14 protein-coding genes and 2 pseudogenes are annotated in these 13,991 nt (G+C 72.3%); 7 read left to right on the forward strand and 9 right to left on the reverse strand.

The genetic code is table 11. The features are described 5' to 3' along the window. Window positions 1-107 precede the first annotated feature (107 nt). Entirely contained in the window at window positions 108-1,583 is a 1,476-nt protein-coding gene (locus ACWGJB_RS15635; protein ID WP_453380707.1) for an MFS transporter, read from the reverse strand. An 86-nt stretch (window positions 1,584-1,669) separates the two neighbouring features. On the opposite strand from ACWGJB_RS15635, the gene ACWGJB_RS15640 reads away from it, so the two are divergent. Further along, window positions 1,670-2,062, forward strand: coding sequence for a MarR family winged helix-turn-helix transcriptional regulator (locus tag ACWGJB_RS15640; protein WP_453380708.1), 393 nt, complete (start codon window positions 1,670-1,672; stop codon window positions 2,060-2,062). A 9-nt stretch (window positions 2,063-2,071) separates the two neighbouring features. Here ACWGJB_RS15640 and ACWGJB_RS15645 read toward each other — a convergent pair whose 3' ends face one another. The 4 genes and pseudogenes from ACWGJB_RS15645 to ACWGJB_RS15660 all read right to left on the reverse strand — a co-directional run. Next, window positions 2,072-2,806 (reverse strand): maleylpyruvate isomerase family mycothiol-dependent enzyme, encoded by a 735-nt coding sequence (locus ACWGJB_RS15645; RefSeq protein WP_453380709.1) that lies wholly within the window; start codon window positions 2,804-2,806, stop codon window positions 2,072-2,074. 135 nt (window positions 2,807-2,941) lie between these two features. Then, window positions 2,942-3,646, reverse strand: a complete 705-nt coding sequence (locus tag ACWGJB_RS15650; protein ID WP_453381001.1) for a CPBP family intramembrane glutamic endopeptidase — start codon at window positions 3,644-3,646, stop codon at window positions 2,942-2,944. 23 nt (window positions 3,647-3,669) lie between these two features. Next, window positions 3,670-3,780 (reverse strand): annotated as a pseudogene (locus ACWGJB_RS15655) (arginine deiminase family protein); the annotation flags it as partial. Further along, a pseudogene (locus ACWGJB_RS15660) lies at window positions 3,764-3,994 on the reverse strand (amino acid permease); the annotation flags it as partial. The pseudogenes ACWGJB_RS15660 and ACWGJB_RS15655, both read right to left, overlap by 17 nt. Before the next feature lie 184 nt (window positions 3,995-4,178). Here ACWGJB_RS15660 and ACWGJB_RS15665 point away from each other — a divergent pair. Beyond that, on the forward strand, window positions 4,179-5,861 hold the full coding sequence (locus tag ACWGJB_RS15665; protein ID WP_453380710.1) for an alpha/beta hydrolase: 1,683 nt from the start codon (window positions 4,179-4,181) through the stop codon (window positions 5,859-5,861). Between the two features lie 67 nt (window positions 5,862-5,928). Here the strand turns inward: ACWGJB_RS15665 and ACWGJB_RS15670 are convergent, their stop codons facing one another. After that, window positions 5,929-7,080, reverse strand: coding sequence for an MFS transporter (locus ACWGJB_RS15670; protein ID WP_453380711.1), 1,152 nt, complete (start codon window positions 7,078-7,080; stop codon window positions 5,929-5,931). Between the two features lie 124 nt (window positions 7,081-7,204). Then, the gene (locus ACWGJB_RS15675) at window positions 7,205-7,852 is read right to left on the reverse strand and encodes a TetR/AcrR family transcriptional regulator (protein ID WP_453380712.1); all 648 of its coding nucleotides are present in this window, start codon (window positions 7,850-7,852) and stop codon (window positions 7,205-7,207) included. A gap of 57 nt (window positions 7,853-7,909) precedes the next feature. Here ACWGJB_RS15675 and ACWGJB_RS15680 point away from each other — a divergent pair, with 57 nt between their 5' ends. The 3 genes from ACWGJB_RS15680 (at window position 7,910) to ACWGJB_RS15690 (ending at window position 10,091) form a co-directional block, all read left to right on the forward strand. Then, on the forward strand, window positions 7,910-8,587 hold the full coding sequence (locus tag ACWGJB_RS15680) for a class II aldolase/adducin family protein (RefSeq protein ID WP_453380713.1): 678 nt from the start codon (window positions 7,910-7,912) through the stop codon (window positions 8,585-8,587). After that, the gene (locus ACWGJB_RS15685; protein WP_453380714.1) at window positions 8,584-9,513 is read left to right on the forward strand and encodes a carbohydrate kinase family protein; all 930 of its coding nucleotides are present in this window, start codon (window positions 8,584-8,586) and stop codon (window positions 9,511-9,513) included. Before ACWGJB_RS15680 ends, ACWGJB_RS15685 begins: the two co-directional genes overlap by 4 nt. Window positions 9,514-9,695: 182 nt before the next feature. Next, window positions 9,696-10,091 (forward strand): luciferase domain-containing protein, encoded by a 396-nt coding sequence (locus tag ACWGJB_RS15690; protein ID WP_453380715.1) that lies wholly within the window; start codon window positions 9,696-9,698, stop codon window positions 10,089-10,091. A gap of 70 nt (window positions 10,092-10,161) precedes the next feature. On the opposite strand, the gene ACWGJB_RS15695 is transcribed toward ACWGJB_RS15690, so the two are convergent. Further along, window positions 10,162-10,941 carry a DeoR/GlpR family DNA-binding transcription regulator gene (locus ACWGJB_RS15695; RefSeq protein WP_453380716.1) on the reverse strand — a complete coding sequence of 260 codons (780 nt, stop codon included), beginning with the start codon at window positions 10,939-10,941 and terminating at the stop codon, window positions 10,162-10,164. A 123-nt stretch (window positions 10,942-11,064) separates the two neighbouring features. Here ACWGJB_RS15695 and ACWGJB_RS15700 point away from each other — a divergent pair, with 123 nt between their 5' ends. Both ACWGJB_RS15700 and ACWGJB_RS15705 read left to right on the forward strand, forming a co-directional pair. Next, window positions 11,065-11,958: an SIS domain-containing protein gene (locus ACWGJB_RS15700; RefSeq protein ID WP_453380717.1), complete on the forward strand. Its 894-nt coding sequence runs from the start codon at window positions 11,065-11,067 to the stop codon at window positions 11,956-11,958. A 2-nt stretch (window positions 11,959-11,960) separates the two neighbouring features. Beyond that, window positions 11,961-12,818, forward strand: a complete 858-nt coding sequence (locus ACWGJB_RS15705; RefSeq protein ID WP_453381002.1) for a class II fructose-bisphosphate aldolase — start codon at window positions 11,961-11,963, stop codon at window positions 12,816-12,818. Here the strand turns inward: ACWGJB_RS15705 and ACWGJB_RS15710 are convergent. Continuing rightward, entirely contained in the window at window positions 12,805-13,935 is a 1,131-nt protein-coding gene (locus tag ACWGJB_RS15710) for a methyltransferase (RefSeq protein ID WP_453380718.1), read from the reverse strand. The genes ACWGJB_RS15705 and ACWGJB_RS15710 overlap by 14 nt on opposite strands. Window positions 13,936-13,991 lie beyond the last annotated feature (56 nt).

Consider the following 13,991-nt stretch of genomic DNA (forward strand, 5'->3'; position numbering starts at 1 on the left):
ACGGACCACTACACCGCTGATATTAAGCGCCGCGGCGCCGGCGGCCCCCCCCCGCCCCGCGGGCCCCCCACGTTCGGAGGCGTCCCCCTAGAGCCGCGCGTCGCGCGTCAGTCGCGCACGGACACGCGCTCCGCCTCCAGGGAGGTGGACTTGGCGATCACCACGCTCTGCTGCGGCCGCTGGGCGCGCAGCCCGGTGAGCGTGATCAGGAGGCCGGCGAGGGCCACGCCCGCGACCACCATGAAGCCGGGGCGGTAGCTGTCGAGCATCGCCTGCGGGGTCGCATGCGCCGGGGCGCCCGCTGTGACCACGGCGGTCACGACCGCCAGGAAGATCGCGCCGCCCACCTGCACCGAGGTGTTGAGGAGCCCGGAGACCATGCCCTGCTCGTGGTCGTCGACCCCGTTGGTGGCCTGGATGTTGAGCGAGGGGAAGACCAGCGCGCAGGCGGCGCCGATCAGCAGCATCGAGGGCAGGATCACCGCCGCGTACACCGGGTCCAGGTCGATGCGCAGGAACAGGGCGTAGCCGAGGACCATGAACGCGAAGCCCGCCGCGATCAGCCGCGGGGTGCCGAAGCGGTCCACGATCGCACCGACCTTGGTGGAGGACACCGCCACGAGGGCGCCCGCGGGCAGGAAGGCCAGGGCGGTGTGCAGCGCCGACCAGCCGAGCAGGGACTGCATGTACAGGGTGGTCAGGAACTGGAAACCGACGTAGGAGCCGAAGAAGGCGACCGCGCCGAGCTGGGCGCGGATCTGGTTGCCGGAGCGCAGCACGCCGAGCCGGATGAGCGGGCCGGGGGAGCGGCGTTCGACCCGGACGAAGACGGTCAGCAGGACGGCGACCGCGAGGAAGGACAGCAGGGTGCGGGCCGATGCCCAGCCCACCTGCGGGGCCTCCACCACGGTGAACACCAGGAGCAGCATGGAGGCGGTGCCGAGGACCGCGCCGGGGATGTCGTAGCCGTTGTGGTCGCGTTCGCGGGCGCTGCGCGGCAGCAGCTTGAGGCCGGCGACGAGCGCGATCAGGGCGATGGGGGCGGGCAGCAGCATGGTGAGGCGCCAGCTGGCCTCGGTGAGCAGACCGGACAGCACCAGGCCCATGGAGAAGCCGGTGGCGGCGCAGGTGGTGTAGATGGCGAGGGCCCGGTTGCGCAGCGGGCCCTCCGGGAACGTGGTCGTGATGATCGAGAGGCCGGCCGGAGCGGTGAAGGCCGCGCTGAGGCCCTTGATGAAGCGGCTGGCGATGAGCAGCGGGCCCGAGTCGACCAGGCCGCCGAGCAGCGAGGCGAGGGCGAAGACACCGAGGGCCACCAGGAACACCTGGCGGCGGCCCAGCAGGTCGGCGGTTCGGCCGCCGAGCAGCAGCAGGCCGCCGTAGCCCAGGATGTAGCCGCTGACGATCCATTGCAGCGTGGAGGTCGACAGCTGCAGGTCGGAGCCGATCGAGGGCAGCGCGACGCCGACCATCGACACGTCCAGGGCGTCCAGGAACATCGCGGCGCAGAGCACCAGCAGGGTGCCCCAGAGGCGGGGAGTCCAGCGTCCCTCGGAGACAGGGGCGGTGAGCGGAGAGGTCATGCCCACAGACACTACATGCACATGCATCGAATGCAAGCGCATTTAATTACGATGCAACAATCCCGTTTCTCTGCTACGGTGCGAGGATGGCGGCGAAGAAGCCCGAGCAGGCACTCGTGGAGCAGTGGCGGGACATCCTGACCCTGCACGCGCGCACCCAGTGCGAACTCGACCGCGCCCTGCACGGCCACGGCCTGTGCGCCAGTGACTTCGAGGTCCTCGACCTGCTCTCCGACGGTCCGGCGGAGGACGGCGGCTGCAGCTACCGCGTCCAGGAGATCGCCGAGCGGGTGCACCTGAGCCAGAGTGCGCTGTCCCGGCTGGTGGCCCGACTCGAGAAGGACGGCCTGGTCGAGCGGGCCATGTGCCCGGAGGACCGGCGGGGCGTGCGGGTGGCGCTCACCGGCAAGGGGCGCGCGCTGCACGGCGAGGTGCTGCCGGTGCAGCGCGCGGTACTCACCCGGATGCTGGCCGGCTAGAGCCGCCGGTCAGATCCCGGACCTGGTCCGCCACAGGTCGGCCAGTTCCGGGTCGCCGATCATCTTCGGCACCGGTACCCGGTTCCACAGTGCCAGGTACAACTCGTCGGCGGGGCCGGAGAGTTCGGCCGTCGCGCCCGGGACCGCGCCGAGTTCCGTGACGGGCGGCTCCGCGGACAGCCTTACGGTCCAGGCCGCGTCCCGGTCCGCGGCGCGCACCTGGAGCACCCGAGGGTACTCGGAGCGGACCCGGCTGCGGGAGCGGGCGTGGAAGCCGCGCAGCAGTTCGTCGATACCGTCGACCGCGAAGTCCGTGGCGATCGGGGAGACCGGCCCGCCCCGGGCGGCCTCGGCGTCGTACCGGTGCACGGTCGTCTCATGGGCCTGGCGGCGCAGCCAGAAGGTGAGTGGTGAGGGGACGGGGGCCGGGTGGAAGGTCCAGCACGTCACGTTCGGCGGCGCACCGGCCAGGGTGTCGACGAGGATACGGTGGCCGTCCCGGAACCAGGTGGTCAACTCGGTGCCGTCGAGGTCGGGCGGGTCGGGGATGGGCCGGGGTCCGGGGTGGGCGTCGGCGACGATCCCGGCGGCCCACCGATGGATGGTGCCCGTGTGTCGCAGCAGGTCGCGCACCTGCCAGTCCGGGCAGGTCGGAACCACGGCGTCGAGGCCCGCCACCACGGCGGCCGCGGCCAGTGACCGGCCCTCCCGGTCCAGGATCTGAAGATACTCGGCAGTCTCCATGCCGCGAGTCTGCCCGATACAACCAAGCACCCGTGCGGCAGGCTCCGGCGGCCACGCGCCGGTGCGGCAGGCCCCGGCGCCCGAGCACCCGTGCGGCAGGCTCCGGCTGTGCGTACCGTGTCGGCGTGGCAAGCCCTAGCGCAGCAGGAATCCCACCGCGTAGCCCAGCGCGTTGACCGCCCAGTGCAGGGCCATCGGTGCCAGCAGGGAGCCGCTGCGGTCGCGAAGCCAGCACAGCAGACAGCCCGCCACGGCAGTGAACAGCACCGCCCCGATGTCCACCAGGACCGCCCCGGCGACCGACGGCCCGAAGACCGAACCCAGCGTCGGCTTGTCCTTGTTGAGGTTCAGCGAGGGCAGGATGTGCCAGAGACCGAACAGCACGGAGGACAGGACGGCGGCCGTCGTCGCCGCGCGCAACCGGCGCAGCAGCGCGAACAGCACCCCGCGGAAGGCGATCTCCTCCAGCAGTACGGTTCCCACCGGCACCGCCACCAGCGCCTTGAAGGCGATCTGCGCCCCGCCCAGCGCATTGGTCCGCTGGTCGGCGAACAGCCCGCGGGTGACCGGGACCAGGGCCCCGCACAGATAGACCGCCGCGACGATCCCGATCAGGGCGACCGCCCAACGCACCCCGTCCGCAAGCGTGTCCCGGCCCAGTCCCAGCTCCGCCCAGCCGCCCCCGGCCCAGAACAGCAGCGCCACCAGGACCGCCGAGGCGGCGACCGCGGTCAGCAGGATCCAGGACCGGGCCCAGCGGTTGTCCAGCAGATTGGCCGCCACCAGCACGACCACCACCGCTGCCAGAGCGGCCCGGGTGGGTAGCCGGGGGAGCGGCATCTCCGGGTCCGGGCCGGGGGGCGTCAGAACTCGACCGGGTCGCGCAGCAGCGGGCAGGTCATGCAGTGCCCGCCGCCGCGTCCCCGGCCCAGTTCGGCGCCGACGATGGTGATGACCTCGACGCGCCAGCGTCTGGAAGACCAGGGCGAGCATCAGCATGCCGGCGCCCGCGATCACCCAGGCGATCAGCGCGCCCGCCACACCGGTCTCCTCGGCGAACCGGCGCGGCAGCGAGAACACGCCGGCGCCGACCATCGAACCGACCACCATCGCGGTCAGCGTGGGCAGCGTCAGCTTGGCCGCAGGTGGCGAGGAGCGGGGACTCTCGGTCGTCCGGGCCTGGGCCATGCCCACCACGATGAGATATCCCGTACTGCTCTGCACCTTTTGTCGCCCACGAGGGCGGACTCGGTGACCTTCCGGATGCGGCGGCGGGTGCGGTGGCCGATCGTGGTCCCGAGGTGGCCAAGTGGGTGTTGCGGGCAAGGCTGTGAATCGTACGAGGGGCTGGACCCGTCGGTTGACGGAGCGGGTGCGCCGGCACGCGGGCCCCGACCGGGTGGTCCGGCGGCGGCCGTGCTGGTGCGGAATCGCCGTGGCGGTCCTGTGCTACTGCCTGTCCCTCACTCCTTCGCTGCTTCCGCGCGCCTGGTGGCTCCAGGGACTCGTCGCCGGCGTCTCGGCGGTCGTCGGCTACGCCGTCGGCGCCGTACTGGAGATGCTCGCCCGGTTTCTGCTCCGCTGGGCGGGCTTCCGCATCCGTCCGCGGGTCCGCAAGATCGTCTGGGCGGCCCTCGGGGTCCTCGGGGCCGCCGCGGTCGTCGCCGTCACCGCCTGGAGCGTCCGCTGGGAGGGGCAGGTCCGGCGCGCGGTGACCCTGCCCCCGCAGGTGGTCTGGTGGCAGTGGGCGCTGGTCCCGGTCGTCGCCGCGCTCGTCGGCACGGTGCTGCTCCTGATCGGTCGTACGGTACGGCTCGGCACCCGCCTGGTCGCCCGCCCGCTCGGCGTGCACATCCCGCACCCGGTCGCGTACGCCACCGGGGTCGCCCTCGTCGCGTTCGTGATCGTCGGCATCGTCCAGGGCTTCCTGCTGCGCGGGGCGCTGGACGCGATCGAGAGCGCCGCGTCCCTCGCCGACCAGGGCACCGCCGAGGGCGTCCACCAGCCCGAACTGCCCACCCTCTCCGGCACCCTCCGGTCCGCCGCCCACTGGGACACCCTCGGTGCCAGGGGCCGCGACTTCGTCGGTACGGCCACCACCCGCGCCGACATCACCGCCTTCACCGGCCGCCCGGCCAAGGACCCGGTACGCGTCTACGTCGGCCTGCGCACCGCCGACACCCTCGACGAACGCGCCGCCCTCGCCGTACGCGAACTCGAACGCACCGGCGGCTTCTCCCGGAAGATCCTCGCGGTGATGGGCACCACCGGCACCGGCTGGATCAACGACCAGGGCAGCAAACCCCTGGAGTACATGTGGGGCGGCGACACCGCCGAGGTCGCCATGCAGTACTCCTACCTGCCCAGCTGGGTCTCCGCGCTCACCGAGGACGAGGCCGCCGACACCGGGCGTGCCCTCTACGACGCCGTCTACGACAAGTGGCGGACCCTCCCGGCGGACTCCCGCCCCCGGCTCCTCGTCTACGGCGAGAGCCTCGGCTCCTTCTCCATGGAGTCCGCCCTCGACGGCTCCCTGTCCACGCTCACCTCGGAGACCGGCGGGGCGCTGTTCGTCGGGCCGACCTACGACAACCCCCTGTGGAAGAAGGTCACCGCGCAGCGGCAGCCGGGCAGCCCCGAGTGGCGGCCGGTGGTCGACGACGGCGCGCATGTGCGCTTCGCGCAGGTGCCGACGGACTACGGCATCCCGCCCGCGCCCTGGGGAGAGCCCCGCGCGGTCTACCTCCAGAACGGCTCCGACCCCGTCGTCTGGTGGTCACCCGCCCTCGCCTTCCACCAACCGGACTGGCTGGACCGCCCGCGCGCCCGGGACGTCTCACCGGCGATGCGCTGGTACCCGCTGCTCACGTTCTGGCAGGTGGCCTGCGATCTGGCCGGCGCGGACAGCGTGCCGGACGGATACGGTCACCGGTACGGCACCATGCCGACGAGCGCCTGGGCCGAGATCACGCAGCCACCGGGCTGGACGGCCGCCGACACGGCGCGACTGTCCGGCCTGCTGGAGTCGGTACGGGAGCCGGGCTTGCTGGACTGAGTGGCGGGCGCCTCACCACTGCGGTGCGGCGGGCGCCTCACCACTGCGGTCCCGCGCCCCCGGCCCGTCACTTGCTCGTCGCGCCTATCAGCGTGGCCGCCCCCGCCAGCACCGCCACGCTGGTCAGCGCCGTCGGCAGCGATGTCCAGTCGGCGAGGAAACCGATCGCCGGCGGGCCCAGCAGCATGCCGCCGTAGCCGAGCGTGGACGCCGTGGCGACGCCCGACGGGCCGGCCAGCGCACCCGCCCGCTCCACCGCCACCGGGAACAGGTTGGCCAGGCCCAGTCCGGTGATCGCGAAGCCGAGCAGCGTCGCCCAGATCCAGGGCGCGAGGGAACCGAGGAGCATGCCGGCCGCCGCCGTGCCGCCGCCGAAGACCACGGTCCTGGACCGCCCGAGCCGCTCCAGCAGCCGCGTTCCGCTCGCGCGGCCGATCGTCATGGCCAGCGCGAAACACGTGTAACCGGCCGCCGCGAGACCCGGCGACGCATCCAGATCCTGCCGGAGATGGAGCGCGCCCCAGTCGGCCATCGCCCCCTCGCCGTAGGCGGTGCACAGGGCGATCAGGCCGAAGACGATCACCAGGCGGCGGGTGCGGGCGTCCAGGCGGCGCGGGGCGGCGTCGGTGTGCTGCTCGGCGTGGGGGACCGGGGTGTCGTACCGCAGCAGCGTCGGGGCGGTCACGGCCGTGATGATCAGGCCGATCACGGTGAGGACGAGCAGGTGGCGGGTGGGGGAGAGGGAGCCGGCGACCAGGCCGCCGAGCCCCGCCCCGATCATGCCGCCCAGGCTGAACGCCGCGTGGAAACTCGGCATGATCGGGCGGCCCAGGGCGGCTACCAGGTCGACCGCGGCGCTGTTGAAAGCCACGTTCAGTCCGCCGTATGCCGCGCCGAACACGAGCAGTACGGCGCCGAGTGCCGCCACCGAGTGGGTGAGCGGGGGCAGCGAGACGCTCAGCGAGAGCAGGGTCGCGCAGACCAGCGTCACCGGATGGCTGCCGTACCGGCGGCAGAGCCGGCCCGTGAGGGTCATGGTGATCACGGCGCCGGCCGAGACGCCGAGCAGCGCGAGCCCCAGCGCGCCGACCGAGGCATGGGTCTGGTGCTTGATGTCGGGGATCCGGACCACCCAGCCGGCGAAGACGAAGCCGTCCATGGCGAACAGTGCGGTGATGGCGATACGCAGGCGGGTGAGGGCGGCGGTACTACCCGGCACGGCGGTGTGCGAACGGGTTTTGTTTATTAGCGGCACAAAATCAGCCTAGGAGGGTGTGCCGGGGTGTCGCAAGGGGAGTGTCGGTCGTTGTGTCGGACGCTGGGTTCCCGTCGGGCGTACCCGTTCAAGCCTCCCCGTGGTGCTCCCTGATCGCCGCCAGGTAGCCGCGGAGTATGATCTTCGCCTCGTCGAGGAGGGCCGTGTCGCCCTCGGGGTCACGGCGGAAGGCCTCCTGGGCGAGGGCGTCGGCGGCGAGGACGGCGGCGTGGCAGGCCAGGCCGAGCGTCTCGGTGTCGGTGACGACTCCGAGCGCGAGCAGTATCTCCCGCACCCCGTCGGCCATGCGGCGCTTGTGCTCGCGGTCCGCCTCGCGGGCCCGGTCGGTCAGTCCGCGGCCGAACCACAGGGCCCGGAAGCCGTGTTCGGCACGGTAGAGCGCGGCGAAGCCGTCGATGAGCACACCCACCGGGTCGTCCCAGTGCTCGGTGCCCGCGGCGCGGACGAGATCGTCCATCGCCCCTTCGAGCCGGGTGAAGTACGTCGCCGCCAGCGCGTCGATGATCGCGTCCCGGTCGGGCAGGTACTGGTACAGCGAGCCGACCGACACCTTGGCCTCCGCCGCCACCCGGGTCGTGGTCAGCGCGGGCACGCCCTCGGCGACCAGAACGCGCTCCGCGGCCTCCAGCACTCGCGCCAACCGGGCTTTACTGCGGGCCTGTTGGGGAGTTCTGCGCAGGGCGCCCCCGGTCTCCCCGGCGGTCGGCTCGCTCACTCACGGCTCCTGGATCTGAACGTGACTTTGTTTCAGGTTTACGTTACCGTCACGGCCATGACGGTCTCAAGCTCCGCGCTGATCCAGGAGCGGGTGGCGGTGGCGGACGCCTGCAGTCGTCTGGGGGCGGCTGGCCTGCTCTTCGGTACGACGGGAAACGTCAGCGTGCGGGCGGGCGATCTGGTCGCGGTCACCGCGACCGGGGCGGTGCTCGCCCGACTCACCGCCGACCAGGTGACGGTGGTCGACCTCGACGGAAAGGTCGTCGCCGGGTTCCTGCAGCCGACCTCCGAACTCGACCTGCATCTGGGGGTGTACCGGCGTTACGGCGCCGGTGCGGTCGTCCACACCCACGCGCCGGTGGCCACCGCCCTGTCCTGCGTGCTCGACGAACTGCCCTGCATCCACTACCAGTTGCTCGCCCTCGGCGGCACCGTGCGGGTCGCGCCCTACGCCACCTTCGGCACCCCGGAACTCGCCGAGTCGGTACTCACCGCGCTCGACGGCCGCAGCGCCGCGCTGGTGGCCGGCCACGGGGCGGTCACCGTCGGCCCGACCCTCGACAAGGCCGTCGAGAATGCCCTGTTGCTCGAATGGGCCTGCGACGTCTATCAGCGTGCGGCGGCGATCGGAACGCCCCGCGTCCTCGACGAGCAGCAGCAACTCGCGGTGATCGAGGCCGCGATCGCACGGAACTACGGCACCACCCGATCGCTGCGGGAGGGCAGGCCATGAGGGTCGTCACGATGGGCGTGCACGTGCTGGACGTGCTGGTGCGGCCGGTGGAGGCGATACCCGAGGGGCAGGGCGCCACGCTGGTCGAGGACATCAGGATGACGGCCGCCGGGACCGCCGGCGGCACCGCGCTCACCCTGGCCAAGCTCGGCGCCACCGTGCAGAGCGCCGGGGCCGTCGGCACCGACGCGACCGGCGACCTGCTCGTACAGCTGCTGGCCAGGGCCGGAATCGACACCGGGTTCCTCGTCCGCCGTACCGACACCGCCACTTCGGCCAGCGTGCTGCCCATCCGCCCCGACGGCGGTCGGCCCTCCCTCCATCTGCTCGGCGCCAACATCACCTACGGCGTCGACGACGTGCCCTGGGACGCCCTCGCCGAGGCCGGCCATCTCCATCTCGGCGGACCGGAGTTGATCGGCGTCGAGGCCGCCACCCGCATCCTGCGTTTCGCCAGGGAGCACGGTGTGACGACCTCCGTGGACCTGCTCGCGCCCGGTGTGCTCGGCAGCTTCGAGCAGATCGCGGCGGCACTGCCGTACGTCGACCACCTCCTCCCCAACGACGACCAGGTGCTGGGCTTCTCCGGCGAGGGCGACCTGGTGGCCGGCGCGAAGAAGCTGGTCGGCGCCGGGGCCGGACTCGTCGCGGTCACCCGCGGCGGTGACGGTGCCCTGCTGGTCACCGCCGCGGGCACCGAGGTCGTCCCCGCCTTCGAGGTCGACGTCGTGGACACCACGGGCTGCGGCGACGCATTCTCCGCCGGATTCGTCTACGGCATGGGGCTGGGCCGCGGCCCACAGGAGTCCGCGGTGCTCGGCAACGCCGTGGCGGCACTGGTCGCCCAAGGCCTCGGCAGCGACCACGGGGACTTCGACCTCGCGGCCGCCGACGCGTTCGCGGCCACCGGTGCCAGACGTGCGTGAAACGTGACGTTCGCCACGCGAGTCCCGGACGTCCGAGAGGTGCCTTCTGTCCCTCGAACCACTGAAATCCTGCGGATATCCACTCACCTCGGGCATCTGTGTTCGGACGGAGTCCGGCAACAGCACGGTTAATAAATGCTCGCTGGTTGGTTACCGGAGAGTGAGCGGTCCATGATGGCCCCATGACGTTGGCCTCGCGCGCTCTGGCGCAACTGGCGACCTGGCCCGACCTGACCCAGGCGGTACCCAGCTGTGGTCTGGGTCAGGCCGTGAGTTCGTCGCAGGGCGAGATCGCGCACTTCCACTCGGAGCGCGATGTGGACCTGCGTCTCACCACCCATGCCATCCGGCACTTCGCCAAGGACCTCAAGAGCACGGGGGCGATCCGCATCGTCCCGGGCTCGCAGTGGGTGACCATACGACTCGACGCCGCGAGCGACGTCGATCTGCTGCTGACCCTGGTGAGCGTCGCCCTCCAGGCCCACCAGAGTTGGCCCGACCCGGCCGACCGGCCCGTGTTCGGCTGCAACGACCAGCGGGGCGCGGGGTTCGTCAGCGCGGACATCAGCGGTATCTGACTCGGCGCCGATGCCGGCGGTGTCCGACCTGGCGCGGACGCAACGGTGTCCGACGGGTTCCACGGCCGGGTCACACGGCCATGACCCGGATCCCCGCCTCCTCGAACCGACTTACCGTCTCCGGCGCCGCCGCCGTGTCCGTCACCAGCGTGTCCACCAGCTCCGCCGCGCAGATCCGGGCGAACGCCCGCCCGCCCAGCTTGCTGGAGTCGGCGGCGACGATCACACGGGCGGCACGCTCGCACAGCTGCCGGTTGATCGCGGCCTCCGCCTCGTCATGGGCCGCGGCCCCGTGGATGACGTCGAAGGCGACCACCCCGAGCACCGCCACGTCGAGGGTGATCTGACCCAGCACGCCGTCCGCGAGCGGCCCGATGAGCTCGTACGACTGCGGGCGCGCCACCCCGCCCGTCACCACGATCTTGAACTGGGGCCGCACGGCCAGCTCGTTGGCGATGTTGAGCGCGTTGGTGACGACCGTCAGCGCCGGCGTGCCGGTGGCGAGGTCGCCGCGCACGGCGAGGGCGCGGGCCACCTCCGTGGTGGTCGTACCGCCGGTCAGCCCCACCGCCTCGCCCGGCGCGACCAGTTCCGCCACCGCCCTGGCGATCCGCTGCTTCTCCGAGGCCCGCCTGGCGGTCTTGTAGCGCAACGGCAGCTCGTACGACACCCCGTGCACCACCGCCCCGCCCCGGGTCCGCACCAGCATCTGCTGCTCGGCGAGCTGGTCGAGGTCCCGGCGGATCGTCGCCGCCGACACCGCCAGCTCGGCCGCCGCCTCCTCGACCTCCAGACGGCCGCGCTCGACGAGCAGCTCGAGCAGCGCCTTCCAGCGGGCGTCGCGCGACATCCGCCGCCTCCGTTCCTCGACCTCCCCGCGACCCTAACCCACCCCGTCCTCGTCAGAATGCTTGATTGTGCTCGAAAGTTGCCTCTATCTTGCAAGAACAATCAAATCCGGGGAGGGTGCGGCATGACACATGTCGAGGACGAGCTGTACAGCCAGCCCGAGTGCTGGATACGGGCCGCCAAAGAGGCCGGGCTGCACGCGGGGGCGCTGCCGGCGGCGGGGGAGCGGGTCGCGATCGTCGGATGCGGCACCTCGTACTTCATGGCCCAGGCGGCGGCGGTACTGCGGGAGTCCTCCGGGCAGGGCGAGACGGACGCGTTCCCCGCCTCGGAGTTCCCGCACGGACGCTCCTACGACCGGGTGCTCGCCCTGACCCGGTCCGGCACCACCACCGAAGTGCTCGACCTGCTGGGGCAGTTGAAGGGGCGCGTGCGCACGTCGGCGATCACAGCCGACCCCGACACCCCGGTGCAGCGGGCCGCCGGCGACCTCGTCGTCCTGGACTTCGCGGACGAACGCTCCGTCGTCCAGACCCGGTTCGCGACCACCGCCCTCACCCTTCTCCGCGCCCATCTCGGCCTGCACACCGACGCGGTGGTCGCCGACGCCCGCACCGCGCTCTCAACTCCTCTGCCGCCTGGCCTGGTCGAGTGCACGCAGTTCACCTTCCTGGGGCGCGGCTGGACCGTCGGACTGGCCGGTGAGGCCGGGCTGAAGATGCGCGAGGCCGCGCTGGCCTGGACCGAGGCCTACCCGGCGATGGAGTACCGGCACGGCCCGATCAGCATCACCACCCGCTCCACGGCCACCTGGATGCTCGGCCCGGCGCCCGCCGGACTCGCCGAACAGGTCCGCGCCACCGGGGGACTGTGGATCGAGGGCGCCCTCGACCCGCTCGCCGAACTCGTCCGCGCCCAGCGCCTCGCGGTCGCCGCCGCCGCCGTCCGGGGCCTCGACCCCGACCAGCCTCGGCACCTCACCCGCTCGGTGATCCTCGCCCCGTCCGGGGAGGCGTGACCGTGCCGCTGGCAGCCACCGGTGAGCTGCTGACCCGGGCCGCCGAGGCCCGCTCCGCCCTCGCCGCGTTCAACGTCATCACCCTGGAGCACGTGGAGGCCGTCGTCACCGGCGCCGAGGCGGCCGGCTCGCCCGTGGTCCTCCAAGTCAGCGAGAACGCCGTCAAGTTCCGCTATGGACGGCTGCTCCCGCTCGCCCGCGCCGCCGTCGCGGCCGCCGAACGGGCCGGAGTACCCGTCGCGTTGCACCTCGACCACGTCCAGAGCGACGAACTGCTCTGGCAGGCGCCCGCGGCCGGCTTCAGCTCGGTGATGTACGACGCCTCCAGACTGCCGTATGCCGAGAACCTCGCCGCGACCGTGACGGCCGTCGACTGGGCCCACGCCCAAGGTCTGTGGATCGAGGCCGAGTTGGGCGAGGTCGGCGGCAAGGACGGCCCGCCGGTGGACGCGCACGCGCCGGGCGCCCGCACCGATCCCACGGAGGCGCGGGCCTTCGTCGCCGGCACCGGGGTCGACGCGCTGGCCGTGGCGATCGGCAGCGCGCACGCCATGACCACCCGCACCGCGGCCCTCGACCACGACCTCCTCGCACGCCTGTCCGCCGCCGTGCCCGTCCCGCTCGTCCTGCACGGCTCCTCCGGAGTCCCGGACGACGGCCTGGTCGCCGCGGTCGCCGGCGGTATCGCCAAGGTCAACGTCGGCACGGCGCTCAACATGGCGATGACCGCCGCGATCCGCGGCTTCCTCGCGGACCATCCCGAGGCGGTCGACTCCCGTAAGTACCTCAGCGTGGGCAGGGACGCGATGGCCCGGGAGGTCACAAGGATCATCGGTGTCCTGGGGACTACCCCCGCTTGACCGCCTTCAGCACGACGAACTTCGGGTCACTGGCGACCAGTTGGCTGTTGCCGAACAGCTTGCGCAGTTTCACGTGGTAGCCCAGGTGCCGGTTGCCGACCACCCACAGCTCGCCGCCCGGTCGCAGCGCCCGCTTCGCCCCGGTGAACATCCGCCACGCCGCCGCGTCGGTGGTCGCCTGGTGGGAGTGGAACGGCGGGTTGTTCAGCACCGTGTCCACGCTCCCGGCCGCGACCCCGGCCAGCCCGTCCCCGACCCGGAACTCGGCATGGCCGGGCACCCCGTTGGCCTTGTAGGTGGCCTCCGCCGAGGCCACCGCCTGGAACGACTCGTCGACGAACAGCACCTCGGCCGTCGGATCGGCCAGCGCCACCGCCGTACCGACCACCCCGTTGCCGCACCCCAGGTCCACGATCCGGCGACCGCCCCCGGGCAGATGACGGAGGAAGAACCGGGTACCGATGTCGAGCCGGTCGGCGCAGAAGACCCCCGCGTGATTGACGACCGTACGCCCGGAGACCGCGCCGATACCGTCCGGGAGCTCGTAGCTGTACGGCCACGGGTTCACCGGCCGCCGAAGCGACGGGTCCGGGGCGCAGTGGATCAGCCGGGCCTTCTGCTCGGCCAGCGAGGTACGGGTCGGGCCGAGGATCCGCTCGAACAGCCGCAGCGTCGACGTATGGATCTCCTTCACCATCCCGGTGCCGATCACCACCGTGCCCGCGTGCACGGCGGGCGCCAGCCTGAGCAGCTGGTCCTCCAGCAGCGCCAGGCTCTTCGGCACCCGCACCAGCAGCACGTCCACCCGCTCCGGCGGCGGGTCCTGGGTGGTGAGCAACCGCACCGTACCCGGCTCGACACCCGCGCGCGCCAGGTTCGCCCGGGTCGCCTCCTGGCTCAGGTACGAGTCGGTGATCTGCGTCGGCCGGTGCTCGGCCAGCGCCGTGACCAGCGCGCCCCAGCGGTCGCCGAGGACCACGACCGTGCCGGACAGCCCGGTCCGCTCCTCGGCCAGATGCCTCAGCAGATACGCGTCGGAGGCGTCCCAGGCACGCAGCCGGTCGCTCGGATCCTGGGGGAAGCGGGACAGCTCGTACTCGCCCCACGCAGTCGTCATACGGTCGCTCATCGTGCGTCCAGGCTAGCGGAGCCGCAGCTCAGACCCGGTCGGGC

Source organism: Streptomyces sp. NPDC054813, from assembly GCF_053611365.1.

Bases quoted from the DNA above. Each gene is read 5' to 3' on its own strand.
- ACWGJB_RS15680 (WP_453380713.1), top strand. From the start codon at position 7,910: ATGACGGTCTCAAGCTCCGCGCTGATCCAGGAGCGGGTGGCGGTGGCG.
- ACWGJB_RS15650 (WP_453381001.1), bottom strand. From the start codon at position 3,646: ATGCCGCTCCCCCGGCTACCCACCCGGGCCGCTCTGGCAGCGGTGGTG.
- ACWGJB_RS15685 (WP_453380714.1), top strand. From the start codon at position 8,584: ATGAGGGTCGTCACGATGGGCGTGCACGTGCTGGACGTGCTGGTGCGG.
- ACWGJB_RS15695 (WP_453380716.1), bottom strand. From the start codon at position 10,941: ATGTCGCGCGACGCCCGCTGGAAGGCGCTGCTCGAGCTGCTCGTCGAG.
- ACWGJB_RS15645 (WP_453380709.1), bottom strand. From the start codon at position 2,806: ATGGAGACTGCCGAGTATCTTCAGATCCTGGACCGGGAGGGCCGGTCA.
- ACWGJB_RS15635 (WP_453380707.1), bottom strand. From the start codon at position 1,583: ATGACCTCTCCGCTCACCGCCCCTGTCTCCGAGGGACGCTGGACTCCC.
- ACWGJB_RS15690 (WP_453380715.1), top strand. From the start codon at position 9,696: ATGACGTTGGCCTCGCGCGCTCTGGCGCAACTGGCGACCTGGCCCGAC.
- ACWGJB_RS15700 (WP_453380717.1), top strand. From the start codon at position 11,065: ATGACACATGTCGAGGACGAGCTGTACAGCCAGCCCGAGTGCTGGATA.
- ACWGJB_RS15640 (WP_453380708.1), top strand. From the start codon at position 1,670: ATGGCGGCGAAGAAGCCCGAGCAGGCACTCGTGGAGCAGTGGCGGGAC.
- ACWGJB_RS15710 (WP_453380718.1), bottom strand. From the start codon at position 13,935: ATGACGACTGCGTGGGGCGAGTACGAGCTGTCCCGCTTCCCCCAGGAT.